Consider the following 25179-nt stretch of genomic DNA (forward strand, 5'->3'; position numbering starts at 1 on the left):
TAGTGGCGCGAGCATAACGACCGTGCCGTGAGGAGCTTTCCACGCACGTTAACGCCGGCTGTTTGCGGTTTGGTGACGGCGGGATCCCCTCGCCTGTCTGCACAACCGCTTCACCCGGCCTGCCGGTCCAATTGCGCTCCGCTCGCACGTACGACACTGCATGGACCTCAAAAGTGGTTACCCGTTCTGGTCGATCCGCAACGGATTGATGCGTGCCTATCCGCGTCTGGAGCGCGATACCGATTGCGAGGTGGCCATCGTCGGTGGCGGGGTCACCGCCGCCCTGATCGCGCACGAGCTGCTCAAGCACGGGCACGAGGTGGTGGTGCTCGAGCAGCGCGAGATCGGCTGGGGCAGTACTTCGGCCAGCACCGCCTTGCTGCAGTACGAAATCGACACACCAATGATCGAGTTGGCCAAGCACTACGGCATGCCGGCGGCCGCGCTGGCATACACTGCGTGCGCACAAGCCATCCTCGACCTGCAAGGCCTTTGCAATACGCTGGGCGGCTGCGACTTCAGCCGTCAGGACAGCCTGTACTACGCCAGCCGGTCGCGGGATCTCGACGACCTACGCAGCGAACTGCAGGTGCGAAAAACCCACACTCTTCCGGTCGAATGGATCGAGCGCGCGCCGTTGTGGCACAACTACGGCGTACGCTCGGAAGGCGCGATCCTGAGCCGCCTGGCCGCCAGCGTCGATCCGTATCGGCTGTGCTACCGCCTGTTTGCAGAAGGCGAGCAATACGGCGCGCGCATCTACGACCGCACTACGATTGCCACGATCAAACCCAACGACCGGCATGTCGCGTTGCGCACCCGCGACGGAGTCACGCTGCGCGCCCGGCACGTCATCATGGCCGCAGGCTACGCGAACCAGCAGTGGCTGTCGCAGCGCGTGGCACGCAACCGCAGCAGCTACGCATTCGTGACCGATCCGCTGCACGACGGCGAGATGGGCGCGCTCAAGCACACCATGATGTGGGAAACCGCGCGTCCCTATCTCTACCTGCGCAGCACGCCGGATGGACGCGTGGTGGCCGGCGGCGAAGACGACAACATCGATCTGCCCGCACGTCGCGACGCGCGTGTCATGCGCAAGCTGAAGACGCTGCTGAAGAAGATCCACCAGACGATGCCGGACATCAGCCTGCGCCCGGTGTTCGCCTGGGGCGGGACCTTCGCCGAAACCGCCGATGGACTGCCGTTCTTTGGGCCGCATCCGCAACATGGGCCGCGGGTCTCGTTCGCGATGGCGTACGGCGGCAACGGCATCACCTACAGCGCGATCGGCGCAGGCTTATTGCGCGCGCAACTGGAAGGAAGGCCTCACCCGTTATCGGACCTGTTCGGTTTCTCGCGGTTGCGCTGAGGTCCCCACGGCCACCAGCCGTGGCCGTGCAGCGCATATGCGTCGGCGGCCCGTTCCAGCGGATTGCGTACGTGGATGCCGCCGCACAGCAAATACACCGGCAAAAACAGCGGGCCGAGCAGCATGTACTGGTAGACATGCGCACGTTCGTGGTCGCCCAGGCGCACCGGCGGGTGCTGACAACGTCCGGCCGCATGCGCATACGTGCTGCACTGCAGATCCAGCGAGGCGCCCTTGAGCAGGATCACGTTGCCCAGCGTCATCGCCCCGCCCGGTCCCCATGGCCAGGCATGGAACACCACGGCCAGTTCCTGCCCCGACCAGCGCGGACGCGCGCCGAAACAGCTGCCGGCGGCACCGATGGCAAGGCCGAGCAAGGTATTGGGCAGCGTCCACAACGCGCCCAGCACCTGCACGGACAACCACCGGCGCCGGGCGGGCGTCAGTCGGCCTGGTTGGGGATCAGCAGCCACAGGATCAGATAGACCAGGATGCCGGGGAACGCGGCCGAGGCGATCGACACGATCACGAACAAAACGCGCAACAGCGTGGAGCTCCAGCCGAAGCGGCGGGCGATGCCGCCGACCACGCCGGCGATCATGCGGTCGTTGAGGGAACGGGACAATGCGGTGGTCGTGGCCATGGAAGGCTCCTTCGAACGTGTTGCCCAGTCTAAAAACCGCAGCGACTGCGCCTTGTGACGGCTGCGGCTGTTCGCTGCAGGCACAGCGCAACCCGAAGCCGGATCACGCGTCGCCGCCACGCTCCTGCAACCAGCGGTGGATCGCCACCGGCACCTCGCGCTGCGCACGTCCGGAGACGTAGATGCCGATATGCCCGCCGCGGAAACTCAGCTCGGTGTAATCGTCGCTGCCGACCAGGCCGCGCAATGCACGCGAGGCATCGGGCGGCACCAGATGATCGTGTTCGGCGTAGATGTTGAGCACCGGCATGTCCACTGCCTGCAGATCGACCGCCTCCCCGCCGATGCGCACCTGCCCGGTCACCAGCCCATTGCGCTGATAGAACTGGGTGACGAACTCACGGAAGGCCTCGCCGGCCAGATCGGGCGAATCGAAGATCCACTTTTCCATGCGCAGGAAATCTTCCAGCGCCTGCTTGTCGTCGAGGATGTCGAGCAAGCCGACGTATTTCTGCAGATTCAGCCGGAACGGCTTGAGCATCAGGTAACTGGCGTTCATCAGATCCGCCGGCACGTTGCCCATGGTGTCCACGAACAGATCCACATCGACCATGCGCGCCCAGTTGGAGAGCATGTTGTCGGGGGTGTGGAAATCCACCGGCGTGACCATGGTGATCAGGTTGCGCACCTTCGGCCGCTGCAGCGCCGCATAGCACAGCGCAAACGTGCCGCCCTGGCAGATGCCGAGCACATCGACCGCCTCCAGCCCCGACTGCGCGCGCAGGTGATCCACCGCGCCATCGATATAGCGCAGCAGATAGTCCTCCAGCGTGAGGTAACGCTCGGAGCGGTCCGGGTAGCCCCAATCCAGCACGTAGACGTCCTGGCCGTGGCCCAGCAGGCCCTTGACCAACGAGCGGTCGGCCTGCAGATCGACCATGTAGGGGCGGTTGACCAGCGCGTAGACGATCAGCAGCGGCGTCCTGGTCACCGGCGCCTGCTCGCCGACAAAGCGGTACAGCACCACCTTGCCATCGCGCCAGATTTCCTCGCGCTCGGTCACGCCGTAATCCACGTCTTCCACGCCGGGCAGCAGCTTGAGCCCCTCGCGCAGCTTGCGCTGCATCGACAGGGTTTCCTGCATCAGGTCTTCGGCGCTGAATCCCAACGGGCCTTTCATGTCTGCGCTCCACGTGGCTTGCGTGCGGCCGGCTTACCGGAAGCTGTGCCGGCCGATGGCCTGGCGGCGCTTTTGGACGCCTTCGTGTTCTTGGCTGTGGCGGCTTTCGCTGGCGATTTCCTGGCCGGGCTGGTCGCCGCTGCCTGCTTGGGCGCAGTGTCCGCCCTGGATGCCGGCGCGCGTTTGGCCGTGGCCGGCGCAACCGGGTCAGCCGCCGCTGCAGCGGGCTTGCCGGCCGGGCTGGCCGCAGTGCGCAGCATGCGCCGCACCGTACGTTCCAGCTCGGCGATGCGGCGGTGCGCGGCGTCCATCTCAGAACGCGTCGGCATCCCGAAACGCTCGCTCAACTGTTCCACTTCTTCCTGCAGCGCGGCGCGCAAGCGCATATGCGCATTGGCAAAGCCGCCGTACACCTCGCGAAACTGGTCGGACAATGCGACGTCGGCATACGACTCTTCGGCGGCCTCGATCCACAGGTCGAACAAGGCACGCGCACTGGTCAGCTGACTGCCGCTGCTTTCGTGCTCGCCCAGCTTGGAGGCGAACCGGCCGAACGCCTGCTCGATGGCCGACTTGAGTTGTTCGCCATAGGCCTGCGATTGCGCCTGGTACTCCTGCTGCGCACGGGCCAGCGTCTGCAGGCGTGCCTGGTGATTGCGGCTCACGCCGAATGCCGGCATGTCCAGCCAGGGCGCGTTTTCTTCCCGCCACTTCGCCAGCGCCTGCGCGGCGTCCTGCAGCCACGGGTCGAAGCCGCCCGGGCTGCCGCCACGCAGCGAGCCCAGCGTCCACTGCATCAGCTGCTCGCCCTGCCCCTGCACGGCGCGCCGCCAGGCTTCGGAGACTTCGTTGGCCGAGGTGTCGCGCCCGGCGAACTGCGCGGCCACCTGCTGCATGGTGCCGAACCAGTCGCCGGCCTGATGACGGAAGCGGTCGATGGCCTCCTGCGCCTGCGGTGCGGCCTGGGTGGGCAGCAGCTGCGACCACCAGTCCATCGCCTTGCGCCAATCCTGCGGTGCGTCGCTGCCCGGCCCCGTCCCGGGAACGGCACCGGGCTGGGCAGCGGCGCCGGACTGGCCGTGGCGCATGGCATCTCCCCAGGCGCTCCAGTACTGGCGCGCCTTGTCTTCGAAGTTGCCGTTGTCCGAACCGCTGGTTGCCATGATCCCTTCCCGTGACTGTCCACCAGCCATCCTACCGCGTGTGCCCGGCCGTACCGGTCAGGGTTTGGGGATGCGCAGCGTCTTGCTGATCATCAGCGAGCCGGACACCGCAAACAGCAGCACCAACGGGTGGAACTGCCACGGCCCCAGCTGCCACTGCCCCCACCACAAGGTCTGGCCGATATGGCCGCTGCTGGCAGCGACCGCCAGCAGGATCACCAGCAGCAGGCTGGTGGGAATCGGGGTGCCTTCGAAGTACGGCACCTTGTCGGCCTCGCCGGCGATCTCTTCGGCAGTCACGTTGTAGCGCGCCAGCCGGCTGACGCCGCAGCAGACGAAATAGCTCAGCACCAGCCAATCCCAGCCGCCGCGCATGCCGCAGGCATAGCCCAGCGCCGCCGGCGCTACGCCGAACGAGATCACGTCGGCCAGCGAATCCAGCTCGCGGCCCAGGGTCGAGGACGCCTTGCGCCAGCGCGCCACATGCCCGTCCAGCGCATCGAACACGAACGCCAGCGGGATCAGCGCCATGCCCAACAGCAGGTCGCCGCGATGGCCTTCCTGCAGGAAGCGCATCGACGCAAACACCGCGCCGGTACCGCAGAAGGCGTTGGCCAGGGTGAACCAGTCCGCGAGTTGGAAATCGCGCAGCATCGAGAAATGGCGTTTCATGCGGAACCTGAGAGGAGCAAGGCGCAAAGGGTAACGCGCGCACGCCATGCAGGCGACCGTTTCACGCTATCGGCTAGGCTGGCAATCAGCATGGCCGCTCCGGCCGGGCACGATCGACGACGAGGACCGCATGAAGCGCAGCATCCTGATCACCGGCGCAGGCAGCGGCATCGGTGCCGGCATCGCCACCGAGCTGGCCGCCGGCGGCCACCATCTGATCGTCAGCGATATGGATCTGGCGGCGGCCGAACGCACCGCGCAGCGCCTGCGCGACACCGGCAGCTCGGCCGAAGCACTGGCGCTGGACGTGACCGATGACCACGGCATCGCGCAGGCCTTGGCGTGCGTGACGCGCGCGCCGCAGGTGCTGGTCAACAACGCCGGCCTGCAGCAGGTTGCCGCGCTGGAAGACTTCCCGATGCAGCGCTGGGCCTTGCTGGTGGATGTGATGCTGACCGGCGCCGCACGGCTCAGCCGCGCGCTCCTGCCCGGCATGCGCGCGGCCGGCTACGGGCGCATCGTCAACATCGGCAGCATCCACTCGCTGGTCGCCAGCCCGTACAAGAGCGCGTATGTCGCCGCCAAGCACGGCCTGGTCGGCCTGGCCAAGGTCATCGCACTGGAAACCGCCGACTGCGACATCACCGTCAACACGCTATGCCCGAGCTATGTACGCACCCCGCTGGTGGAGCGCCAGATCGCCGACCAGGCGCGCACGCGCGGCATTGCCGAAGAGGCGGTGATCCGCGATGTGATGCTCAAGCCGATGCCCAAGGGCGCCTTTATCGACTACGACGAACTCGCCGGCACGGTCGCGTTCCTGATGTCGCATGCCGCGCGCAACATCACCGGGCAGGCGATCGCCATCGACGGCGGCTGGACCGCGCAGTGAGCACGGCTGGCGAAATTTTCACCAGCTTCCGTGGCCGCCTTGCACCGCAAGGCGCGCGCGCAGTTGTCCACAGACTTGCGCAGGATTCATCCACAACCGGTGTGGAGAAGTGCGTGGAGGCGGAATGCAGGCGGCAGGTCGCCACAGCGTGCAGCGCCGGCTTGCGGTTGCGCTCGCCAGGTCGATCGCAAGTGCATTGGCGCCAGCAGATCGAAGTCCATTGAGGACGGCGGACGCTTAACTTCGGCACTGCGGTGACCGCGCCAGCCAGCAATAACAGCCGCGCTCGCCTGGGCGGCTGCGCACTCCCTCAATCTCGCTCAGACGCGCGAATACGTCCACGACTGCATGCGCCCGTCGCGATACGGCATCACGCCATGAAACGGACGCGGGTCGCCATCGAAAACCAGCGGCAGGAAATTGCGGTCGCCCTCCCACATCGGTACCTGGTCCATGCGGTCGATCGCCACCCATTCCAGCGTGCCTTCCGGGTTGGAGGCCTGTGGCTCGCCCTGGAAGCTGCGGATCAGGAATACGAAGCCCAGCCAGTCCTCGCCATGCTTGCCGAAGCCCGGCCAGCTGATGGTGCCGCGCAGTTGCATGTCGCCGCACTCCACGCCGGCCTCTTCGCGGATCTCGCGGCGCATGCCGGCCAGCACGTCTTCGTCCGGTTCCACCTTGCCGCCGAGCCCGTTGTATTTGCCCAGGTGCTGATCGCCGGGGCGGGCATTGCGATGGATCATCAACACCTGTGTGCCGTCGGGCGACAACAGGTAGCCGAGCGTGGCGACGATGGGGGTATAGGGCATGGCGGGCGAGCTGGAATCGAGCGCATCAGTATGACCGATGCTGTGCAAGCGGCGTGGCGCAGCCTCAGCCGACCGCAGCCTGCGAGCCCGGGCGCGGTGGCGCGACGTAGTCGGTATCCAGACGCAAGGTAGCCACGCCATGGCCGCGCTCGGCCAGATAGTCCAGCCACTTGCCCAGGAACGTATTCATGCGCATGCGGTGGCTGATCAGCTCGGCCGGCGGCGGGAACATGCCCATCACGTCCTGCCAGCGACGGCCGACATAGCAATGGGTGGTCTCGGCCTGGCGCGCATCGCGGTACAGGCGCACGTAGGCCGACGGGTCAGGCTCGCCGGTGACGGGATCGCACAGGTCGTAGGTCAGCCGCAACTCGACCGTGTAGCGGTGACACTCGATCACGTCCAGACGCAGGTCCAGCCCATCGCCGATCGACGAGACATAGGAGCCGGGAGCGAGGTCGGCCGGTGCGAACAGCCGGGTCAGATGCTGAAAGTTTTCTGCGTACAAGCCCATCAGCCAGCCGAACCGGCTCAACTTGGGGATGCGTTCGAGTTTACTCAGTGCTTGCGCCATGAACCGATCCTACACGCTGCGCTGCCGCACGGGCAGCATTGACGACCGGCCACCGGCAGGCCTACCTTGGCGGAGCCCTACCCCGCCCGCTTGATTTCCTTGACGCTTGCCGACCGGCCGCGATACGTCACGGCAGCCCTGGATAGTGAATACGCTACGCGCGGCCCAATCCCCAATCCCGCCAACCAATTCCCGCCTCAAAACATCTCGCGCTGCAGCCCTAGCGTGGACAACACCTTGCTGGAAATTTCCTCGATCGAGGTATTAGTGGTGCTCAAGGTCGGAATGCGCTCCATCTGGAACATGCGTTCGGCGGTGGCGACCTCGCGCCGGCAGGTCTCTGCCGCGCTGTAGCGTGAATTGGCGCGCCGCTCCTGGCGGATCTGCTGCAACCGCTCCGGGTCGATGGTGAGGCCGAACAACTTGCTGCGGTAATTGCGCAGGCGCGGCGGCAGGCGCTCGTTTTCCAGATCTTCCTCGGTCAACGGATAGTTGGCGGCGCGGATGCCGTAATGCAATGCCAGATAGATGCAGGTCGGCGTCTTGCCGGCGCGCGACACTGCCACCAGGATCACGTCGGCCTCGTCGTAATTGAGTGCGATACCGTCGTCGTGGCTCAGCGCGAAGTTCATCGCATTGATGCGGCGGTGATAGGTCTCGAAGTCGACCATGCCGTGTGCACGCCCCACGCGCGAATGCCGCGGCGCATTGAGCTCGCGCTCCAGTGGCTCGATGAAGGGCGCGAACACGTCCAGCATCAAGGCGCCGCTTTCGGCCAGGATCATGCTCAGCTGGGGATCGACGCAGGAATTGACCACCACCGGGCGCACCTGGTACCGCTCGCCTGCTGCGCGCACGCGCAATGCCGCATCGCGCGCTTTTTCTGCATCATCAATGAACGACATGCGGTCGGTGACGAAGTTGAATCCACTGAACTGCGTGAGCAGGCTATGCCCAATCGTTTCAGCGGTGATACCGGTTCCATCGGAGACGTAGAACACCGGTCGAATTGTTGACATCAAGACCACCTCTTTGAACTGGTGTCCAAAACTTACGGGTTCATGCTTGTGCAGATTCCGCTGTGCACTGCATCATAGCGGCTTCTTCCTACGGACGCGGCCATCCAGCCCGCTCGGGCGATGGCCATACGGAGCATCGCGCTTGAACGAGAATATCCTGTGGTTGCATGAGCTACGCCTGGCCGATCTGGCCCGCGTAGGTGGTAAGAATTCCTCGCTCGGCGAGATGATCGGCAACCTGGCCGGGCTTGGCGTTTCGGTTCCCGGTGGATATGCGACCACTGCCGAGGCTTTCAAGGACTTCATCGCGCATAACGATCTGTCCAAGCGCATCTTCGACAAGCTGGCAACGCTGGATGTCGAAGACGTGTCTGCCCTCACCGTTGCCGGCAAGGAAATCCGCGGCTGGGTGATCGATGCTCCGCTGCAGCCGGAACTGGACCGCGATATCCGCACCGCGTACGCACAGCTGTGTGCGGAAAACGGCGGTGGCGAAGTGGCCGTGGCGGTGCGTTCGTCGGCCACTGCCGAAGATCTGCCCGATGCCTCGTTCGCCGGCCAGCAGGAGACCTTCCTCAACGTGACCGGTGCCGACGATGTCGTGCACAAGGTCAAGGAAGTGTTCGCCAGCCTCTATAACGATCGCGCAATTGCTTACCGCGTGCATCATGGCTTCAAGCACGAAGACGTGTTCCTGTCGGCCGGCGTGCAGTTGATGGTGCGCTCGGGCGTCGGTGCGGCTGGCGTGCTGTTCACGCTGGACACCGAATCGGGCTTCCGCGACGTGGTGTTTGTCACCTCCAGCTTCGGTCTGGGCGAGATGGTGGTGCAAGGTGCGGTCAACCCGGACGAGTTCTATGTCTACAAGCCCACGCTGACCGCAGGCAAGCCGGCGATCCTGCGCCGCTCGCTCGGCAGCAAGGCGATCCGCATGGTCTACTCGGATGTGCCCGGCGAACGCGTACGCACCGAAGACACGCCGGTGGAGCTGCGCAGCACCTTCTCGATCAGCGACGAAGACGTGCAGGAGCTTTCCAAGCAGGCGCTGGTGATCGAAAAGCATTACGGCCGCCCGATGGATATCGAGTGGGCCAAGGACGGTGTCAGCGGCAAGCTGTTCATCGTGCAGGCGCGTCCGGAAACCGTGAAGTCACGCAGCCATGCCACCCAGATCGAGCGTTTCTCGCTGGAAGCCAAGGACGCCAAGATCCTGGTCGAAGGCCGTGCGGTAGGCGCCAAGATCGGCAGCGGCGTGGCACGCGTGGTGCGCTCGCTGGAAGACATGAATCGCGTGCAGGCCGGCGACGTATTGATCGCCGACATGACCGATCCCGATTGGGAGCCGGTGATGAAGCGTGCCTCGGCCATCGTCACCAATCGCGGCGGCCGCACCTGCCATGCGGCGATCATCGCGCGCGAACTCGGCGTGCCGGCCGTGGTCGGCTCGGGCAACGCCACCGATGTGATCAGCGACGGTCAGGAAGTGACGGTGAGCTGCGCCGAAGGCGATACCGGCTTCATCTACGACGGCCTGCTGCCGTTCGAGCGCACCACCACCGACCTGGGCAACATGCCGCCTGCCCCGCTCAAGATCATGATGAACGTGGCCAACCCGGAACGTGCGTTCGACTTCGGCCAGTTGCCCAACGCCGGCATCGGCCTGGCGCGTCTGGAAATGATCATTGCCGCGCATATCGGCATCCATCCCAACGCGCTGCTGGAATACGACAAGCAGGACGCTGACGTCCGCAAGAAGATCGATGCCAAGACCGCTGGCTACGGCGACCCGGTGAGTTTCTACGTCAATCGCCTGGCCGAGGGCATCGCGACGCTGACCGCCTCGGTGGCACCGAACACGGTGATCGTGCGGCTGTCGGACTTCAAGTCCAACGAGTACGCCAACCTGATCGGCGGCTCGCGTTACGAACCGCATGAAGAGAACCCGATGATCGGCTTCCGTGGCGCCAGCCGCTACGTCGATCCGTCCTTCACCAAGGCCTTCTCGCTGGAGTGCAAGGCGGTGCTGAAGGTGCGCAACGAGATGGGCCTGGACAACCTCTGGGTGATGATTCCGTTCGTGCGCACGCTGGAAGAAGGCCGCAAGGTGATCGAGGTGCTGGAGCAGAACGGGCTCAAGCAGGGCGAAAACGGCCTGAAGATCATCATGATGTGCGAGCTGCCGTCCAACGCGCTGCTGGCCGACGAGTTCCTGGAGATCTTCGACGGCTTCTCGATCGGCTCCAACGACCTGACCCAGCTCACCCTGGGCCTGGACCGCGACTCGTCGATCGTGGCGCATCTGTTCGACGAGCGGAACCCGGCGGTCAAGAAGCTGCTGTCGATGGCGATCAAATCGGCGCGCGCCAAGGGCAAGTACGTGGGCATCTGCGGCCAGGGGCCATCCGATCACCCGGAACTGGCCGAGTGGCTGATGCAGGAAGGGATCGAGTCGGTATCGCTGAATCCTGACACCGTGGTCGACACCTGGCTGCGTCTGGCCAAGTTGAAGAGCGAGAGCTGATGGGCATGTTGGGTGCGGTGTTGGCGGCTGCGGGAGCAGTCGCCGCAAGGCCGGTGGCGGCCAGGACGGCTGAGCCGGCGTTCAACTGGGCCAATATCCCGTGGGCGCAATACGCGCTCAACTGGGGGCTGGCCCTGCTGATCGTGGTGGTCGGCATGTGGCTGGCCAAGCAGCTCAGCCAGTGGCTGCACCGTGCGCTGACCCGCGCGCGCATCGAGATCACGCTGACCAACTTCCTGCGCAACGTGTTGTATGCGTTGCTGCTGGTGCTGGTCTTCGTCAGTGCGCTGAGCAAGATCGGTGTGCCGCCGACCTCGCTGATCGCGGTGCTGGGTGCGGCCGGCCTGGCGGTCGGTCTGGCGTTGAAGGATTCGCTGTCCAACATCGCTGCAGGCGTGATGCTGATCGTGCTGCGGCCGATGCGCGATGGCGACCATGTGGTGATTGCCGGCCAGGAAGGCATCGTCGACGAGATCCGGATCTTCCAGACCCGGATCCGCTCGTTCGACGAGCGCATGATCACCCTGCCCAACAGCACCATCACCACCTCGCCGATCGTCAACTACAGCACCCTGCCCAACCGGCGCCTGGAAGTGACCGTGGGCGTGGGCTACGGCGACGATCTGAAGAAAGCCCAGCAGCTGTTGCTGCAGATCGCCAAGGACAACCCGAACATCCTGGATTCGCCGGCACCGTTCGTGCAGGTCACCAACCTGGGCGAAAGTACTGTGGATCTGATGCTGTTCGCGTATGCGACCAACGGCAATTTCGGCGCGGCCAAGAGCACCACGCTGGAACAGATCCGCAACCAGTTGCTGGACAACGGGCTTAACATCCCGTATCCGCAGCGCGACCTGCACGTGTATCACCACGATGCCGACGGCAAGCCGATCTCCGACCTGCTGCTGAAAGGCATCGCCGACGACGGCGACCTGAGCAAGGGTCCGCCGCTGGCGCGCTGATGCATTCAAGGGCGTGATGGAAAAGCAAAAGGCCGCATCGAACGATGCGGCCTTTCTTATTGGATGCGCTGCCATTGTGTGGCTTCTGGCCTGCCTGGTCGGCAGTAAACGTTGCCGGACGTACGCCTGAGCGTGGTCCGCAACTAGGCGCCGGCAATCAACACGCCAACAGCGCGCAACGACGCCGTCGCCAGCGCTCAGGCCGGCACGTCGGCCTGGGAATCGCCGCCCAGCGCGCCCATGAACTGGCGGTAGTGGCGCAGCTCGTCGATCGAATCGCGCACATCGCTCAGGGCGGTGTGGGCCGAACTCTTGGCAAAGCCATTGGCCACCGTCGGCGCCCAACGCCGTGCCAGCTCCTTGATGGTGGACACGTCCAGGTTGCGGTAGTGGAAGTAGCGCTCCAGGCGCGACATCTGGCGGTGCAGGAAGCGGCGGTCCTGGCAGATCGAATTGCCGCACATCGGCGAAGCGCCGGCGCGAATCCACTCGCTCAGGAAGGCCACCGTCTGCGCCTCCGCCTGGGCATGGGTGACCTGGCTGTCGAGCACGCGCTGCCACAGCCCCGAACGGCGGTGCTGATTGCGGTTCCACTCGTCCATGGCTTCCAGCGTCGCCAGCGGGTGGGCGATGGCCAGCTCCGGCCCTTCGGCAAGCACGTTCAACTGCGCATCGGTCACGATGGTGGCGATCTCGATGATGGAATCGCGATCGGTATCCAGGCCGGTCATTTCCAGATCGATCCAGATCAGTCGGTCGTTGCCTGCAAGGGTGTCTGCCATATCGCCGTCCTGTGGAGGGCCGTCGCCGGCCGGATGCTGAAGGGCGCGCATCATACCGCGGCCGCGCCGCTCAGGGCGCGAGGGGCGGCTTGCCGCGCTTGGCCCTGAAGTAATTGGTCAGGCGCAGGCCGGCCTCGGCGGCCAGCACGCCACCGCTGACCTGCACGCGGTGGTTGTGGCGCGGGTCGGCGGGCAGATCGAACACGCTGCCGCAGGCGCCGGTCTTGGGGTCGCTGGCGGCGAACACCAGCCGCGCGATGCGTGCGTGGATCATCGCCATCGCGCACATCGCGCACGGCTCCAGCGTGACATACAGCGTGCAGCCGATCAGCCGGTGGTTGGCCAGGCGGCGGCCGCCTTCGCGCATGGCCATGATCTCGGCATGCGCGCTGGGATCGTGGCTGGCGATATTGAAGTTCCAGCCCTCGCCCAGCACGGTGCCCTCGGCATCGATCAGCAGCGCGCCGACCGGGATCTCGTCAAAGTCGCGTTCGGCACGCTCGGCCAGTTGGAGGGCGCGTTGCATCCACTGTTGGTCGATCAGCGCCTGCGCCGCTTCTACCGACGTTTCCACCGGCATGCTCACGCGGCGCTGCCGCCCTGGCGATCCAGGAAGGCGGCGAACGCGGCCACGGTGGCTTCGCTGACATGGTGCTCGATGCCTTCGGCGTCGCGGCGCGCGGTGGCCTCGTCGATGCCCAGGGCGAGCAGGAAACGTTCGACGATCTGATGGCGCTGCCGGCTGGACGCGGCCAGCGCCTCGCCGGCCGGGGTCAGGAACACACCACGATACGGGCGCTGCACCACCCAGCCGTCGCGCACTAGCCGCTTGAGCATCTTGGCCACGGTCGGCTGCGCCACGCCCAGGCGTGCGGCGATGTCGACCTGACGCGCCTCACCGCCGTCGACCAACAGGTCGGAGATCAGCTCCACATAGTCCTCGACCAGCTCGGCGCGGCGCGCTTCGCGCACCTGACGGAAGCTCTCCATATGCACCTGTGCGTCGATCAGCGCCGGCGCGGCTGCTTCCAGCTTTTCGCTCTTGCCCACCCTCATCCCCGTCATCACGTCCGGCGCCAGTGCCGGGATGCGTAGTTTGAAGCACGCAGCCGATCATTACGATTTAAATTGCCAATGCTCAACAGCATAGCACTTGCTATATCATCGGCACGACTCCTAGCCAGCCTGCCTGCTCCGCATGTCCGTCGATCTCCGTCCTCACCCCGCCTTGCCCCTCCCCTCGCCGGCCGCGGCCAATGGCGGGCTGGGCGATCACCACGCCAGCGTCGCCGTACCCAAGGGCGGCCACTGGTGGTTCCGGCTGCTGGCGTTTCTGGGCCCGGGCTACATGGTGTCGGTCGGGTACATGGACCCGGGCAACTGGGCCACCGACCTGGCCGGCGGCTCGCAGTTCGGCTATCTGCTGCTGTCGGTGATCCTGCTGTCCAACCTGATGGCGATCGTACTGCAGAGCCTGTCGGCGCGGCTGGGCATCGCGACCGGGCTGGACCTGGCGCAGGCCTGCCGGGCGCGTTACCCGCGCGGGGTGAATCTGGCGCTGTGGGGCATCTGCGAACTGGCGATCATCGCCTGCGATCTGGCCGAGGTGATCGGCACCGCCATTGCGTTGAAGCTGTTGTTCGGCATTCCGCTGACCGTGGGCGCCATCATCACCGCGGTGGACGTGGTGCTGGTGCTGTTGCTGATGAACCGCGGTTTCCGTGCGCTGGAAGCGTTCGTGATCGCGCTGCTGTTGATCATCTTCGTCTGCTTCGGCATCCAGATCGCGCTGGCGGCACCGCCGATCGCCGCCGTGCTGGGCGGCTTCATTCCGCGTGCGCAGGTGGTCACCGACCCGCGCGCGCTGTATCTGGCGATCGGCATCATCGGTGCGACGGTGATGCCGCATAACCTGTACCTGCATTCGTCGATCGTGCAGACACGTGCGTATCCGCGCACCGATGCGGGCCGCAAGTCGGCGCTGCGCTGGGCGGTGACCGACAGCACCGTGGCGTTGATGTTCGCGCTGTTCATCAATGCCTCGATCCTGATCCTGGCGGCGGCGGTATTCCATGCGCAGGGCCGCACCGATGTGCAGGAAATCGAACAGGCCCACGCCCTGCTCGCGCCGATGCTGGGCGTGGGCCTGGCCTCGACGCTGTTTGCAGTGGCGCTGCTGGCCTCCGGCGTCAATTCCACCGTCACCGCCACGCTGGCCGGGCAGATCGTGATGGAAGGCTTCCTGCAACTGCGCTTGCCGCCGTGGCTGCGGCGCCTGCTGACGCGTGGCATCGCCATCGTGCCAGTGGTGATCGTGACCTGGTTGTATGGCGAGGCCGGTACCGCGCGGCTCCTGGTGCTCAGCCAGGTGGTGCTGTCGATGCAGCTGCCGTTTGCGGTGATCCCGCTGGTGCGCTTCGTGTCGGATCGTGAGTTGATGGGCGCATTGGTGGCACCGCCGTGGCTGGTGCGCATTGCCTGGGTCATTGCGGCGGTGATCGTCGGCTTGAACCTCAAGCTGCTGTGGGATACCGCGCTGCAGTGATCCGCCTCGGTGATCTGTCACAGTGGTCAGGTTGCGGTCGAGGCTGATGCGTTGGCGGCGTCTCGCGCGTCCCGTGTGCAACGACCAGTTCGACGCATGCGCTACCGACCGCATCACACCAGGCCCGTGATCACGACGTCCGGATTGCATGCCCTCGCCCGCGGCAGCGCCCATGCCTCCGTTCGAGACGCGCCCGGTCGACGCAGCTTTCTCATCTCTGCAACGGCCGCTCTGGCAGCGTGAGCGCTGCCGAGCTTGGCCAGTGCTGCCCCGGCGCTACGCGCCCATCCCACCACACCGCCCCACCCGACCAACAACGGAGTCAACCCAATGTCCAATTTCGTCACCCGCCCCGACGGCACCAACATTTTTTACAAGGATTGGGGCAACGGCCAGCCGGTGGTGTTCTCGCACGGCTGGCCGCTCAGCGCCGATGCCTGGGATGCGCAGATGCTGTTCATGGGCCAACACGGCTTCCGCGTGATCGCGCACGACCGCCGCAGTCATGGCCGCTCGTCGCAGACCTGGGACGGCAACGACATGGACACCTACGCCGACGATCTGGCGGCAGTGATCGAGCAGCTGGACCTGCAGGACGCGATCCTGGTCGGACATTCCACCGGCGGTGGCGAAGTGGCGCATTACATCGGCCGCCATGGCAGCAAGCGCGTGGCCAAGGTGGTGCTGGTTGGCGCAGTGCCGCCGCAGATGGTCAAGAGCCCGACCAATCCCGGTGGACTGCCGATCAGCGTGTTCGACGGCATCCGCGAAGGTGTGGCCAAGGACCGTTCGCAGTTCTATCAGGAGTTGACCACGGCGTTCTTCGGCGCCAACCGCGACGGCCACAAGGTCACCCAGGGCATGCGCGATGCGTTCTGGCTGCAGGGCATGCTGGGCGGCCACAAGGGCCAGTACGACTGCATCAAGCAGTTCTCCGAAGTGGACTACACCCCGGACCTGGAGAAGATCGATGTGCCGGCATTGGTGGTGCATGGCGACGACGACCAGATCGTGCCAATCGATGCATCGGGCAAGCTGTCGGCCAAGATCATCCAGAACGCCGAACTGAAGATCTACCCAGGCGCCCCGCATGGCCTGCCCGTCACCCACGCCGATCAGTTCAACCAGGACCTGTTGGCCTTCGCCAAAGCCTGATCCGGTTCGATTCGCGACACCAAGCCGGCTCGTGAGAGTCGGCTTTTCTATGCGTTTCTCCTTCGCGCCGCCGGCTTCCAGGCGCGCAAAGGCCATCGCGCCGTTCGTCGGCCACGCCCGTCCCGCCGCAAGCCTGTGACGTTCTCGACCGTTCTTGAACGCCACGCCACTTGACGCAGCCGCCGCGCTTCCAAAACGATCGGCTTGAGCTATCGTATGCACCGCCAGCGGCGTGGGGGCCGCTTCAGCATCATGCGCAACAGCCGATAACGGCTAGGTCCGACCGCTGCCGGGGGGCTGCGACGGCGTTCGATTCAATCACTAAACGCGTTCAGGGGAATTGCGATGTTTCGTCACTCTTTGCGGGTGCGCCTGCTGTTGCCGGTGCTGGCCTTGGTGCTGGTCGTGGTGGTGGCACTGACGGTCATCCTGGCCATTACCGAAGCGAACCGGGTCAAGTTCGAGATCGGCGACGCGATCGAGCGCCAGTCGGTGTCCTTGCAGACCCTGTTCTCAGTCACCCGCGCGATGATGCTCGATCGCGTCAATTCCTCCATGCGCCAGCTGCGCAAGGAAGCTAACGCACACGGCGCCGCCAGCGTCGGCAACGAAGTGCGCGTGGGCGAGCGCAGCGCCAACGACCTGCTGCTGGGCCAGAAGGCGCAGGCCAACGTCTTCGACATGCTCGACGATGTCACCGCCATCCACGAAGGCACCGCTACGCTGTTCTCGCGTACCGGCGATGACTTCGTGCGCATCTCCACCAACGTCAAGAAGGACGACGGCAGCCGCGCCATCGGCACCGTGCTCGATCCCAACGGCCAGGCCGCCGCCAAGCTGCGCAACGGCGAAAGCTTCTACGGCGTGGTCGACATCCTCGGCAACCCGTACGTCACCGGCTACGAGCCGATCTTCGCCGGCAACGACAAGCGCGTGATAGGTGCCTGGTACGTCGGCTACAAGGCCGACACCCAGGCGCTGGAAAACGTGGTCAGCAGCCGTCGCGTGCTCGACTCCGGCTTCATCGCCGTGTTCGACAGCAAGAACAAGCTGCGCTTCCAGTCCACCACCGGTGCCACCACCGACACCGCCACCATCGAGCGGATCGTCAAGGAAACGCCGGACGACTGGGTCGTCACCAAGCAGGAAGTGCCCGATTGGGGCTTCACCCTGGTGTCGGCCTACCCCAAGAGCGACGTCAATGGCGTGATCGTGCGCCAGTCGCTGTGGATCGCCGGCATCGGCCTGCTGGTCTGCGCGCTGTTGCTCGGCCTGCAGTGGGCGTTGATCTGGAGCCGCGTGTTGCGCCCGATCCAGCACCTGACCACCGTGGCCGAAGAGCTGAGCCTGGGCAAGTGGAACCACACCATCGACGAGGTCAACCTCAAGGATGAAATTGGTACCCTGGCGCGCGCCATCTCCCGCCTGTCAAACAGTGTCCGGCTAGCCATGGAGCGGCTTAGCAAACGCTGAGCTGCGCGCACCCATTCCGTACCAGATGATGCAAGGAAGACGCCATGTCCACTGAATTCCGTCCGCTGATCGAGGTCCTGCGCGAGCTCAAGGCGCTGGCACTGAAGAAAGCGTCCGGCTTTCTGTTCATCGTCACCGAGGAGAACCACTCCTGCATCATCCGCCTCAACGCCGGGCAGATCGAAGAGGTGGTGTTCCGCATGCTGCGCAATGATGAGGCGGTGCAACGCCTCACCATGGTCAATGCGGCCAAGGCCCGCTTCCAGACCGATCCCGGCGCCGGCATGGGCAAGCCCTCGCTGCTGAGCGACGACTCGCGGCAGTGGTTGATGGGCGGTTTCGAACAGGATCTGGGTGGTGCACCGGCACCGCCGCGTGCGGCGGTTGCAGCGCCTCAGGCACAGGCCGCAGCAACGCCGCTCGCCGCACCGAACGCAGTACCTGCAGGCGCTGGCTCCCCACCGGACGAGCGCGTCCGCGATGCACTGGAAAAAGTCGCGCTGAATTATCTCGGCCCGATCGCCGGCATGCTCTGTGACGAAGCCTGGGACGCATCGAGCGACATCGAGCAGGTGCTCAATCAGCTGGGCGCCAACCTCTCCACGCCACAGGAAACGCAGAAGTTCATGGCAGATGCGCGCGTAGCGCTGGCCAAGCTGCGCTGACGCGAGACGAGGCTACGCTGCTAGCAATGCATTAAACCGTCCAGCACTGATCTATTGCTCGTCCACCACTTCACTTATCGCCGTCTCCTTCGAAAAGTAACACTGGAGCAGGAAATCTCCCGGGCATTGCAGACTAGGTGACGCGTCGGCGGCTTGCATAGTAATGAGCTGGATGAAATAAGGCCGGCATGCCATGGACCTGCGCGCCTCGCCCTATGCGCTGCGCGGCGGACCCGCCCACTGAGCGATGAACTCGCCGATACTCTCTGCGATGCCGCACTTAATTGTGCTCAGGCGCAGGATGGGGATGCCACTTTTCGCCAGAATTCCGTTCTTCAAGGCGTCACGCGCCGCCTGATCTGGTCGGTCATGGGAACCACCATCAACCTCGATCACCCCTAACGGCACCTTGCCCACTTTGAAGTAAATCACGAAATCCCAGCTGGCGCGTGCCATGAAGGCTAGCTCGCGTTGCGTCAAATCCGGATTATCCGGCGACGCGACCTGATTCAACTTGATCTGATCGTGGTACATCAACGACCAGTACATAGGAGCGGACAGCGCCTCGCGCAGTAGATGTGCCACGATCTGTTCGGACTTGTAGCGAGAGTCTTCGGGCCTCAAGCGCGCATTCAAACGCGCGAGGGACTGGTCGTACTCGCGATACAGCAGATCGAATGCCGATACCACCGGCGCGCGCACAATCTGTTCGTCCTGTGCGTAATAGGTAAGGTAGCGCATCAGAGCCGCAATCTGACCATTGTTGCCAGTGAACACCTCGTCGCCCGTCACCAAAGTGAAGCGGCGCTTGGCTCGCGAAACCGCTACGTTGATCATGTGCGGGTCGTCGACGAAATCCAGCCGCTCACGTTGCTGGTTGTAGCGCTTTTTATCCAGTACGGTGGAAAAAACGATCTCGTCGCACTCCCGGCCCTGAAACTTGTGCACGGTGTCCTTGACGAAATCCTCCGGTAGGCACGTGCCCGAGAGATTAACCTGCGCCCGGAACGGGGCGATAAAGCCACGGCCGTCGTTGTCCATCCCGACGGGATCGCCCTCGTCATCCAGCAGCTTGAGCAGGGAATCCAGTTCCCTAAGGTTGGTATTCTTACGGGTATGGTTCCCCCTGGCAGTTATCACCAGGCGTAGAGGCATCTCCCCCTTGTCTTCGGTCATTGGTACCAGTGCATTGTCGTAGAACTGCTGGTTGCAGAATTGAATGATTCTGGGGTGGCAGCGGTAATGCTCTTTCAGCAACGTCCTGGGTATCGCAGCCCCGAACACGTTGATGCACGAATCAAGCAAACTGTATCGCTCGCAATCGTAGGCATCGGCGGGCGCAGGCAAGCCGAGAGACACCGGAATGTGCGCCAACTGGCGGTTGTCGCCGACGACGACCAGGTTCTTTGCGCAGCCCAGCGGCAGGATACCCGGCACAATGTCCTGTAGTGAAGCCTCGTCGATGATCACATAATCAAGGATTGCACCAGACGCGATCGAATTGACAATGGAGTGCGTGCCGCTGCCCAGAATCGGAAAGCGCCGTAGGAAGGTATCGAACTGTTTTCGATGCCGGTATGTGTCGGCATCGAAGCTGTCAGAAGGCCGCGTCTGAGCCTGCAGATGTTGCTTCAGGTGACGCATCGATGCCGCCTTCAAAGCCTCCAGCGAAACATCGAAACTTGCGCGCGCCAACGAGTCGCGGCATTTCTGCAGCTCCGCCTCCTTATCCCGTGACGCCTTGTCGTAATAATGCATCTGCAGTGCATGGAAAACGGTCAGGCGCGCATCGCCATCAGCGAACGGCTTGGTGCGGAAAATCTTGAACTTGAACAGCAGCTCGATGCGATCCTTGAGGCGGATGCGCTGCTCACCGAGAAGGGCCAGGTAGGCCATCAGATCCGTGGTCTGGGGTGGCGATAGTCCGTACTTGTCCAGCGAGGCGGTCACCTGCACCCCGCTTTCTGCTTGCCACTGCTGTAGATAGCGCCGCTCGACGGTCAGCTCGTCTAGCTCAACCTGCAGTTGCGCCACCCGATTGCGATCGTGTAGGTGCTGCTTCACGCGCTCAAACAGGACCTGGATTTCCTCCAGCGAAGGCGCAGGCTCGGATTCGATGGGTGGCCACGGCGCCAGATCGGCGAAGAAGTCCTTGCGGTTGTCCTGGTTGCCGAGCTTGGCGACTAGGTGGCCCAGGCCGCACTTCTCCAGCTTCTCATAGACGTTTTCAACCGCCGCATTGTTGTTGGACAGTACCGCCACCGTCTGCCCACGCAGCAGGATATTGGCGAGGATGTTGAGGATGGTCTGAGTCTTGCCGGTACCTGGTGGACCCTCGATTACGCTTACCTGCGCGCGGAACGCCTGCTCGACCGCCGCAAGCTGGCTCTCGTTCAGCCCGAATGGATAGATCAGCCCCTGGCCAGGCGCCAGTGCACCGTTGCTTCCCGTGCAATAGGCATGCAAGGCAGTGTCGGCACTGGCAGGCAGTCTTTCCAGTTGGCGCACGACATTCGAAGCGATTTTACGGTCAGTTTCAGATGTCGCGCAATCTCGCCGGGCATTTGCCACGGCTGAAAAATAATGGAAGATCGGCGTCTCTTTTATCGCCGCCGGCGCGACAAGACCGATATCGTCCATCTTATAGACGTAGGGCCTACTGGCATCCGGATAGTGCACGACCGCATACCGTTCGCCGTAGATCGTCACCTTGGAGGTGGGCTTGACGATCCTGCTGCTTGGCTTTGTCAGTAACATCTCGCACAACTCGCGCGATGGAGAAACGCGACAGTTGCTAAGTGGGCGGGTGTAGGTTTTTTTTGAGGGGTAATGACAAGTCAGTTGCAGGGCTTTGTACTTGTCACTCCAGCAAATCACCCAATCACTGATCTTCGAAGTCTTATCTTCGCCATCCACATAGATAGAAACCATACGTCCCTTACTCGTGTGCGAATGGCCTCTTGATGCCGCTTCGCGGCGAACATCGAGTGCAATTCTCTGTGCAGGTAAGGAATTATCTTGCCATCACCAACGCATGAAAAAATATGGCTGCATGGTCAGCAAGAGACAATCTGTGACGTAAAGCAATTATGCGCAACTGCAAACCGGCGCATGACTTTTCGATATTTCTCAGGCACTGCACCATTGCATGCCTTCAACGTTATGGCGCCCATTTACTATTCACGCCCACCGGATGACGCTGCCTACGTTGATGCCCCAAAGGCCGCCAAGGTTGTGCGGGAGGCGGTGGCGGCCTCTCGGTTGTTCTAAGCTCGCGAAAACTTGCTCGACGGCAACTGTCTTTTACAGACGGAGCGATTCCGATCGACATTCCGGTCTCATGGTCACTTGTTCAGAGCCACGCCATCGGTACGCTCGATCCGCACCACGTCAATGCCTAGCCGCAGCTCTGCTACACAAAAACAGGAAATCCACGCCCTGCTGGCCGGCAATGGCCACCGATAGCTCTCGTGGATACCTATTTTTTTTAAATCAACACGTTACCGCAGATTTTTCGATAACCGGCGATAGTCCCCGGAGGAGTCAACTCACTCCCACTCAATCGTCGCCGGCGGCTTGCCGGAGATGTCGTAGACCACGCGCGAGACGCCGCGCAGTTCGTTGATGATGCGGTTGCTCACCGTGCCGAGGAAATCGTATGGCAGGTGCGCCCAGTGCGCGGTCATGAAGTCGATGGTCTCCACCGCGCGTAACGCGATCACCCATTCGTAGGCGCGTGCATCGCCGACCACACCGACCGACTTGACCGGCAGGAACACCGCAAACGCCTGGCTGGTCTTGTCGTACAGATCGGCCTTGCGCAGTTCGTCGATGAAGATCGCATCGGCCTTGGCCAGCAATTCGGCGTATTCGCGCTTCACTTCGCCCAGGATGCGCACGCCCAGGCCCGGGCCCGGGAACGGATGGCGGTACACCATCGTGCGCGGCAAGCCGAGTTCGACACCGAGGCGGCGCACTTCGTCCTTGAACAATTCGCGCAACGGCTCGACCAGGCCCAGCTTCATGTGCTCGGGCAGGCCGCCGACGTTGTGGTGGCTCTTGATCACGTGCGCCTTGCCGGTCTTGCTGCCGGCCGACTCGATCACGTCCGGATAGATCGTACCCTGCGCCAGCCACTTGGCATTGGCCAGTTTGTTGGATTCCTCGTCGAAGATATCCACGAACAGGTTGCCGATGATCTTGCGCTTGGCTTCCGGGTCGCTGACGCCTTCGAGCTTGGCGAAGTAACGATCGGCCGCGTTGACGCGGATCACCTTCACGCCCATGTGCTCGGCGAACATCGCCATCACCTGGTCGCCTTCCTGCCAGCGCAGCAGGCCGGTATCGACGAACACGCAGGTCAGCTTGTCGCCGATCGCCTTGTGCAGCAGCGCGGCGACCACCGACGAATCGACGCCACCGGACAGGCCCAGGATCACTTCGTCATCGCCCACCTGCTCGCGCACGCGCGCAATCTGGTCGTCGATGATGTTGGCCGCCGTCCACAGCGTCTGGCAGCCGCAGACATCGACCACGAAGCGGCGCAGCAAGGTCTGGCCCTGCAGCGTGTGGGTGACTTCCGGATGGAACTGCACGCCGTACCAGCGCTTGTCCTCGTTGGACATCGCCGCCACCGGGATGCGGTCGGTCACCGCGGTGACGGTGAAGCCCGGCGGCACCTGCGACACGTGGTCGCCGTGGCTCATCCACACATTGAGACGCGACGCGCCGGCATGATCGGTCAGCCCTGCGAACAAGGCATCGGCGGCCACCACATCGACTTCGGCATGACCGAATTCGCGCTGGTCCGCCGCCTCGGTCGCACCACCCAGCTGCGCTGCCAGCGTCTGCATGCCGTAACAGATGCCGAACACCGGCAAGCCACTGTCGAACACTTCCTGCGGCGCGACCGGCGCACCCGGCAAGGTGGTCGACTCCGGACCACCGGACAGGATGATGCCCTTGGCACCGAAACCGGCGATCTCCGACGGGTCATGATCCCAGGCCCAGATCTCGCAATACACCCCGATCTCGCGGATACGCCGCGCAATCAGCTGGGTGTACTGCGCGCCGAAATCGAGGATGAGGATCTTGTCGCTGTGGATGTTGGTCATTGGGGCCGGGATTGGGAATTCGGGATTGGAGATTGGCAACAGCGGGATGGCGGCGATGCGCCCTGCCGAAGGAGATGCGGCGGGCTACTACCAATCCCCAATCCCGAATCCCCAATCCCGCGCACAGACATCAGCCCATGCGGTAATTCGGCGGTTCCTTGGTGATCTGCACGTCGTGGACATGGCTTTCGCGCTGGCCGGCACCGGTGATGGTGACGAACTTCGGCTTGGTGCGCATTTCCTCGATGGTCGCGCAGCCCACGTAGCCCATCGTGGCGCGCAGGCCGCCGATCAGCTGATGGACGATGCCACCGACCGGGCCGCGATACGGCACGCGCCCCTCGATGCCTTCCGGCACCAGCTTGTCGGCATCGCTGGAATCCTGGAAATAGCGGTCCTTGGACCCCTTCTCCATCGCGCCCAGGCTGCCCATGCCGCGGTAGCTCTTGTAGCTGCGGCCCTGGAACAGCTCGACCTCGCCCGGGGCTTCCTCGGTGCCGGCGAACAGGCCGCCGACCATCACCGTGGAGGCGCCGGCGACCAGCGCCTTGCCGATGTCACCCGAGTAGCGAATGCCGCCATCGGCGATCAGCGGAATACGGTCCTGCAGCGCCTCGGCGACCATGTCCACCGCGGTGATCTGCGGCACGCCGACACCGGCGACCACGCGCGTGGTGCAGATCGACCCGGGGCCCACGCCGACCTTGACCGCATCGGCGCCGGCGTCCATCAATGCCAGCGCGGCATCGCCGGTGACGATGTTGCCGCCGATCACCTGCAGCTGCGGATACGCCTTCTTGACCCAGGCCACGCGATCGATCACGCCCTGCGAATGGCCGTGCGCGGTATCGACGATGACCACGTCCACGCCGGCCGCGGCCAGCAGTTCGATGCGCTGCTCGGTGTCGCCGCCCACGCCGACCGCCGCGCCGACCAGCAGGCGCGTGGACCCGTCCTTGGCCGCGTTGGGGTTATCGGTCTTCTTCTGGATGTCCTTGACCGTGATCAGGCCGCGCAGCTCGAAGCTGTCGTTGACCACCAGGATCTTTTCGATGCGGTTGCGGTGCAGCAGCTCCAGCACTTCCTCGTCACTGGCGCCTTCGCGCACGGTGATCAGGCGATCCTTCTTGGTCATGATGTGGCGGACCGGATCGTCGAGCTTCTTCTCGAAGCGCATGTCGCGGCTGGTGACGATGCCGACCAGTTCGCTGCCATCCACCACCGGCACGCCGGAGATGTTGCGCGCGCGGGTCAGCTTGAGCACCTCGCCGATGGTCGTGTCCGGGCTCACCGTGAACGGCTCGGTGATCACGCCGGATTCGAATTTCTTGACCCGGGCCACTTCGCCGGCCTGCTGCGCAGGGGTCAGATTCTTGTGGATGATGCCGATGCCGCCCAGCTGGGCCATGGCCACCGCAAGGCGGTGCTCGGTCACTGTGTCCATCGCGGCCGAGAGAATCGGCAGTTTCAGGCGCAGATCGCGGGTCAGCCGGGTTTCCAGGCTGACGTCCTTGGGCAGGACGATCGAATGAGCGGGGACGAGGGAAACGTCGTCGTAGGTGAGAGCTTCAGCCTGGATGCGGAGCATCGGCGGACCCGAGTTTGGGGAAGCGCGGCATTTTACCCTGAAAGCCTTCA

General features: G+C 64.0%; 22 protein-coding genes. 8 read left to right on the forward strand and 14 right to left on the reverse strand.

The annotated features are described in order from the left end of the window. The first annotated feature begins 160 nt into the window (after nucleotides 1-160). On the forward strand, nucleotides 161-1372 hold the full coding sequence (locus tag AC1PLA_RS11665; protein ID WP_481104573.1) for an NAD(P)/FAD-dependent oxidoreductase: 1212 nt from the start codon (nucleotides 161-163) through the stop codon (nucleotides 1370-1372). On the opposite strand, the gene AC1PLA_RS11670 is transcribed toward AC1PLA_RS11665, so the two are convergent. From AC1PLA_RS11670 to AC1PLA_RS11690, 5 genes are all read right to left on the reverse strand, one after another. Continuing rightward, nucleotides 1330-1794, reverse strand: coding sequence for a hypothetical protein (locus AC1PLA_RS11670; RefSeq protein ID WP_481104574.1), 465 nt, complete (start codon nucleotides 1792-1794; stop codon nucleotides 1330-1332). The two genes, AC1PLA_RS11665 and AC1PLA_RS11670, sit on opposite strands and share 43 nt — an antisense overlap. A 20-nt stretch (nucleotides 1795-1814) precedes the next feature. Then, nucleotides 1815-2015, reverse strand: a complete 201-nt coding sequence (locus AC1PLA_RS11675) for a PspC domain-containing protein (protein WP_016904409.1) — start codon at nucleotides 2013-2015, stop codon at nucleotides 1815-1817. Nucleotides 2016-2118: 103 nt separating this feature from the next. Continuing rightward, nucleotides 2119-3195, reverse strand: a complete 1077-nt coding sequence (locus tag AC1PLA_RS11680; protein WP_481104575.1) for a class III poly(R)-hydroxyalkanoic acid synthase subunit PhaC — start codon at nucleotides 3193-3195, stop codon at nucleotides 2119-2121. Further along, the gene (phaE, locus tag AC1PLA_RS11685; RefSeq protein WP_481106194.1) at nucleotides 3192-4361 is read right to left on the reverse strand and encodes a class III poly(R)-hydroxyalkanoic acid synthase subunit PhaE; all 1170 of its coding nucleotides are present in this window, start codon (nucleotides 4359-4361) and stop codon (nucleotides 3192-3194) included. The genes AC1PLA_RS11680 and phaE overlap by 4 nt, the downstream gene beginning before the upstream one ends. 54 nt (nucleotides 4362-4415) lie before the next feature. Further along, complete coding sequence (locus tag AC1PLA_RS11690) at nucleotides 4416-5078, reverse strand: CDP-alcohol phosphatidyltransferase family protein (RefSeq protein WP_026064801.1); 663 nt, start codon at nucleotides 5076-5078, stop codon at nucleotides 4416-4418. 82 nt (nucleotides 5079-5160) lie between these two features. Here AC1PLA_RS11690 and AC1PLA_RS11695 point away from each other — a divergent pair, with 82 nt between their 5' ends. Next, nucleotides 5161-5922, forward strand: coding sequence for a 3-hydroxybutyrate dehydrogenase (locus AC1PLA_RS11695; RefSeq protein ID WP_481104576.1), 762 nt, complete (start codon nucleotides 5161-5163; stop codon nucleotides 5920-5922). A gap of 320 nt (nucleotides 5923-6242) precedes the next feature. Here AC1PLA_RS11695 and AC1PLA_RS11700 read toward each other — a convergent pair whose 3' ends face one another. The 3 genes from AC1PLA_RS11700 to ppsR all read right to left on the reverse strand — a co-directional run bounded on the left by AC1PLA_RS11700 (nucleotide 6243) and on the right by ppsR (nucleotide 8324). Further along, nucleotides 6243-6731 (reverse strand): NUDIX hydrolase, encoded by a 489-nt coding sequence (locus AC1PLA_RS11700; RefSeq protein ID WP_047125288.1) that lies wholly within the window; start codon nucleotides 6729-6731, stop codon nucleotides 6243-6245. 64 nt (nucleotides 6732-6795) lie between these two features. Beyond that, nucleotides 6796-7305: a DUF1249 domain-containing protein gene (locus AC1PLA_RS11705; RefSeq protein WP_016904415.1), complete on the reverse strand. Its 510-nt coding sequence runs from the start codon at nucleotides 7303-7305 to the stop codon at nucleotides 6796-6798. A 197-nt stretch (nucleotides 7306-7502) separates the two neighbouring features. Further along, the gene (ppsR, locus tag AC1PLA_RS11710; RefSeq protein ID WP_024939184.1) at nucleotides 7503-8324 is read right to left on the reverse strand and encodes a posphoenolpyruvate synthetase regulatory kinase/phosphorylase PpsR; all 822 of its coding nucleotides are present in this window, start codon (nucleotides 8322-8324) and stop codon (nucleotides 7503-7505) included. A 142-nt stretch (nucleotides 8325-8466) separates the two neighbouring features. Here ppsR and ppsA point away from each other — a divergent pair, with 142 nt between their 5' ends. Beyond that, entirely contained in the window at nucleotides 8467-10845 is a 2379-nt protein-coding gene (gene ppsA, locus AC1PLA_RS11715; protein WP_481104577.1) for a phosphoenolpyruvate synthase, read from the forward strand. Further along, nucleotides 10845-11807, forward strand: a complete 963-nt coding sequence (locus AC1PLA_RS11720) for a mechanosensitive ion channel family protein (RefSeq protein WP_481104578.1) — start codon at nucleotides 10845-10847, stop codon at nucleotides 11805-11807. The genes ppsA and AC1PLA_RS11720 overlap by 1 nt, the downstream gene beginning before the upstream one ends. Before the next feature lie 197 nt (nucleotides 11808-12004). On the opposite strand, the gene orn is transcribed toward AC1PLA_RS11720, so the two are convergent. The 3 genes from orn to mntR form a co-directional block, all read right to left on the reverse strand. Beyond that, a complete protein-coding gene (gene orn / locus AC1PLA_RS11725; protein WP_024939185.1) occupies nucleotides 12005-12589 on the reverse strand; it encodes an oligoribonuclease in 585 nt (194 codons plus the stop codon). A gap of 70 nt (nucleotides 12590-12659) precedes the next feature. After that, on the reverse strand, nucleotides 12660-13169 hold the full coding sequence (tadA, locus tag AC1PLA_RS11730; RefSeq protein ID WP_481106195.1) for a tRNA adenosine(34) deaminase TadA: 510 nt from the start codon (nucleotides 13167-13169) through the stop codon (nucleotides 12660-12662). 2 nt (nucleotides 13170-13171) lie between these two features. Continuing rightward, entirely contained in the window at nucleotides 13172-13639 is a 468-nt protein-coding gene (gene mntR / locus AC1PLA_RS11735) for a manganese-binding transcriptional regulator MntR (RefSeq protein WP_024939187.1), read from the reverse strand. Nucleotides 13640-13787: 148 nt separating this feature from the next. Between mntR and AC1PLA_RS11740 the strand changes: the two genes are divergently transcribed. From AC1PLA_RS11740 to AC1PLA_RS11755, 4 genes are all read left to right on the forward strand, one after another. Beyond that, complete coding sequence (locus AC1PLA_RS11740) at nucleotides 13788-15134, forward strand: Nramp family divalent metal transporter (RefSeq protein WP_481104579.1); 1347 nt, start codon at nucleotides 13788-13790, stop codon at nucleotides 15132-15134. Nucleotides 15135-15464: 330 nt separating this feature from the next. Then, nucleotides 15465-16289 carry an alpha/beta fold hydrolase gene (locus AC1PLA_RS11745; RefSeq protein WP_481104580.1) on the forward strand — a complete coding sequence of 275 codons (825 nt, stop codon included), beginning with the start codon at nucleotides 15465-15467 and terminating at the stop codon, nucleotides 16287-16289. A 345-nt stretch (nucleotides 16290-16634) separates the two neighbouring features. Continuing rightward, entirely contained in the window at nucleotides 16635-17762 is a 1128-nt protein-coding gene (locus tag AC1PLA_RS11750) for a Cache 3/Cache 2 fusion domain-containing protein (protein WP_481104581.1), read from the forward strand. Between the two features lie 44 nt (nucleotides 17763-17806). Next, nucleotides 17807-18427 (forward strand): DUF8082 domain-containing protein, encoded by a 621-nt coding sequence (locus AC1PLA_RS11755; RefSeq protein ID WP_481104582.1) that lies wholly within the window; start codon nucleotides 17807-17809, stop codon nucleotides 18425-18427. Between the two features lie 213 nt (nucleotides 18428-18640). Here the strand turns inward: AC1PLA_RS11755 and AC1PLA_RS11760 are convergent, their stop codons facing one another. The 3 genes from AC1PLA_RS11760 to guaB form a co-directional block, all read right to left on the reverse strand. Then, nucleotides 18641-21358, reverse strand: a complete 2718-nt coding sequence (locus AC1PLA_RS11760) for an AAA domain-containing protein (RefSeq protein ID WP_481104583.1) — start codon at nucleotides 21356-21358, stop codon at nucleotides 18641-18643. Nucleotides 21359-21975: 617 nt separating this feature from the next. Then, nucleotides 21976-23541, reverse strand: coding sequence for a glutamine-hydrolyzing GMP synthase (guaA, locus tag AC1PLA_RS11765; RefSeq protein WP_024939209.1), 1566 nt, complete (start codon nucleotides 23539-23541; stop codon nucleotides 21976-21978). A gap of 130 nt (nucleotides 23542-23671) precedes the next feature. Further along, entirely contained in the window at nucleotides 23672-25129 is a 1458-nt protein-coding gene (guaB, locus tag AC1PLA_RS11770) for an IMP dehydrogenase (protein ID WP_016903541.1), read from the reverse strand. Nucleotides 25130-25179 lie beyond the last annotated feature (50 nt).

It is taken from the genome of Xanthomonas sp. NCPPB 1826 (genome assembly GCF_056725285.1).

Excerpts from the sequence above, each read along its gene's own strand:
- AC1PLA_RS11665 (WP_481104573.1), top strand. The coding sequence starts at position 161 with ATGGACCTCAAAAGTGGTTACCCGTTCTGGTCGATCCGCAACGGATTG.
- AC1PLA_RS11675 (WP_016904409.1), bottom strand. The coding sequence starts at position 2,015 with ATGGCCACGACCACCGCATTGTCCCGTTCCCTCAACGACCGCATGATC.
- AC1PLA_RS11680 (WP_481104575.1), bottom strand. The coding sequence starts at position 3,195 with ATGAAAGGCCCGTTGGGATTCAGCGCCGAAGACCTGATGCAGGAAACC.
- AC1PLA_RS11690 (WP_026064801.1), bottom strand. The coding sequence starts at position 5,078 with ATGGCGTGCGCGCGTTACCCTTTGCGCCTTGCTCCTCTCAGGTTCCGC.
- AC1PLA_RS11695 (WP_481104576.1), top strand. The coding sequence starts at position 5,161 with ATGAAGCGCAGCATCCTGATCACCGGCGCAGGCAGCGGCATCGGTGCC.
- AC1PLA_RS11700 (WP_047125288.1), bottom strand. The coding sequence starts at position 6,731 with ATGCCCTATACCCCCATCGTCGCCACGCTCGGCTACCTGTTGTCGCCC.
- AC1PLA_RS11705 (WP_016904415.1), bottom strand. The coding sequence starts at position 7,305 with ATGGCGCAAGCACTGAGTAAACTCGAACGCATCCCCAAGTTGAGCCGG.
- ppsR (WP_024939184.1), bottom strand. The coding sequence starts at position 8,324 with ATGTCAACAATTCGACCGGTGTTCTACGTCTCCGATGGAACCGGTATC.
- AC1PLA_RS11720 (WP_481104578.1), top strand. The coding sequence starts at position 10,845 with ATGGGCATGTTGGGTGCGGTGTTGGCGGCTGCGGGAGCAGTCGCCGCA.
- orn (WP_024939185.1), bottom strand. The coding sequence starts at position 12,589 with ATGGCAGACACCCTTGCAGGCAACGACCGACTGATCTGGATCGATCTG.
- tadA (WP_481106195.1), bottom strand. The coding sequence starts at position 13,169 with ATGCCGGTGGAAACGTCGGTAGAAGCGGCGCAGGCGCTGATCGACCAA.
- AC1PLA_RS11740 (WP_481104579.1), top strand. The coding sequence starts at position 13,788 with ATGTCCGTCGATCTCCGTCCTCACCCCGCCTTGCCCCTCCCCTCGCCG.
- AC1PLA_RS11745 (WP_481104580.1), top strand. The coding sequence starts at position 15,465 with ATGTCCAATTTCGTCACCCGCCCCGACGGCACCAACATTTTTTACAAG.
- AC1PLA_RS11750 (WP_481104581.1), top strand. The coding sequence starts at position 16,635 with ATGTTTCGTCACTCTTTGCGGGTGCGCCTGCTGTTGCCGGTGCTGGCC.
- AC1PLA_RS11755 (WP_481104582.1), top strand. The coding sequence starts at position 17,807 with ATGTCCACTGAATTCCGTCCGCTGATCGAGGTCCTGCGCGAGCTCAAG.
- AC1PLA_RS11760 (WP_481104583.1), bottom strand. The coding sequence starts at position 21,358 with ATGGTTTCTATCTATGTGGATGGCGAAGATAAGACTTCGAAGATCAGT.
- guaA (WP_024939209.1), bottom strand. The coding sequence starts at position 23,541 with ATGACCAACATCCACAGCGACAAGATCCTCATCCTCGATTTCGGCGCG.
- guaB (WP_016903541.1), bottom strand. The coding sequence starts at position 25,129 with ATGCTCCGCATCCAGGCTGAAGCTCTCACCTACGACGACGTTTCCCTC.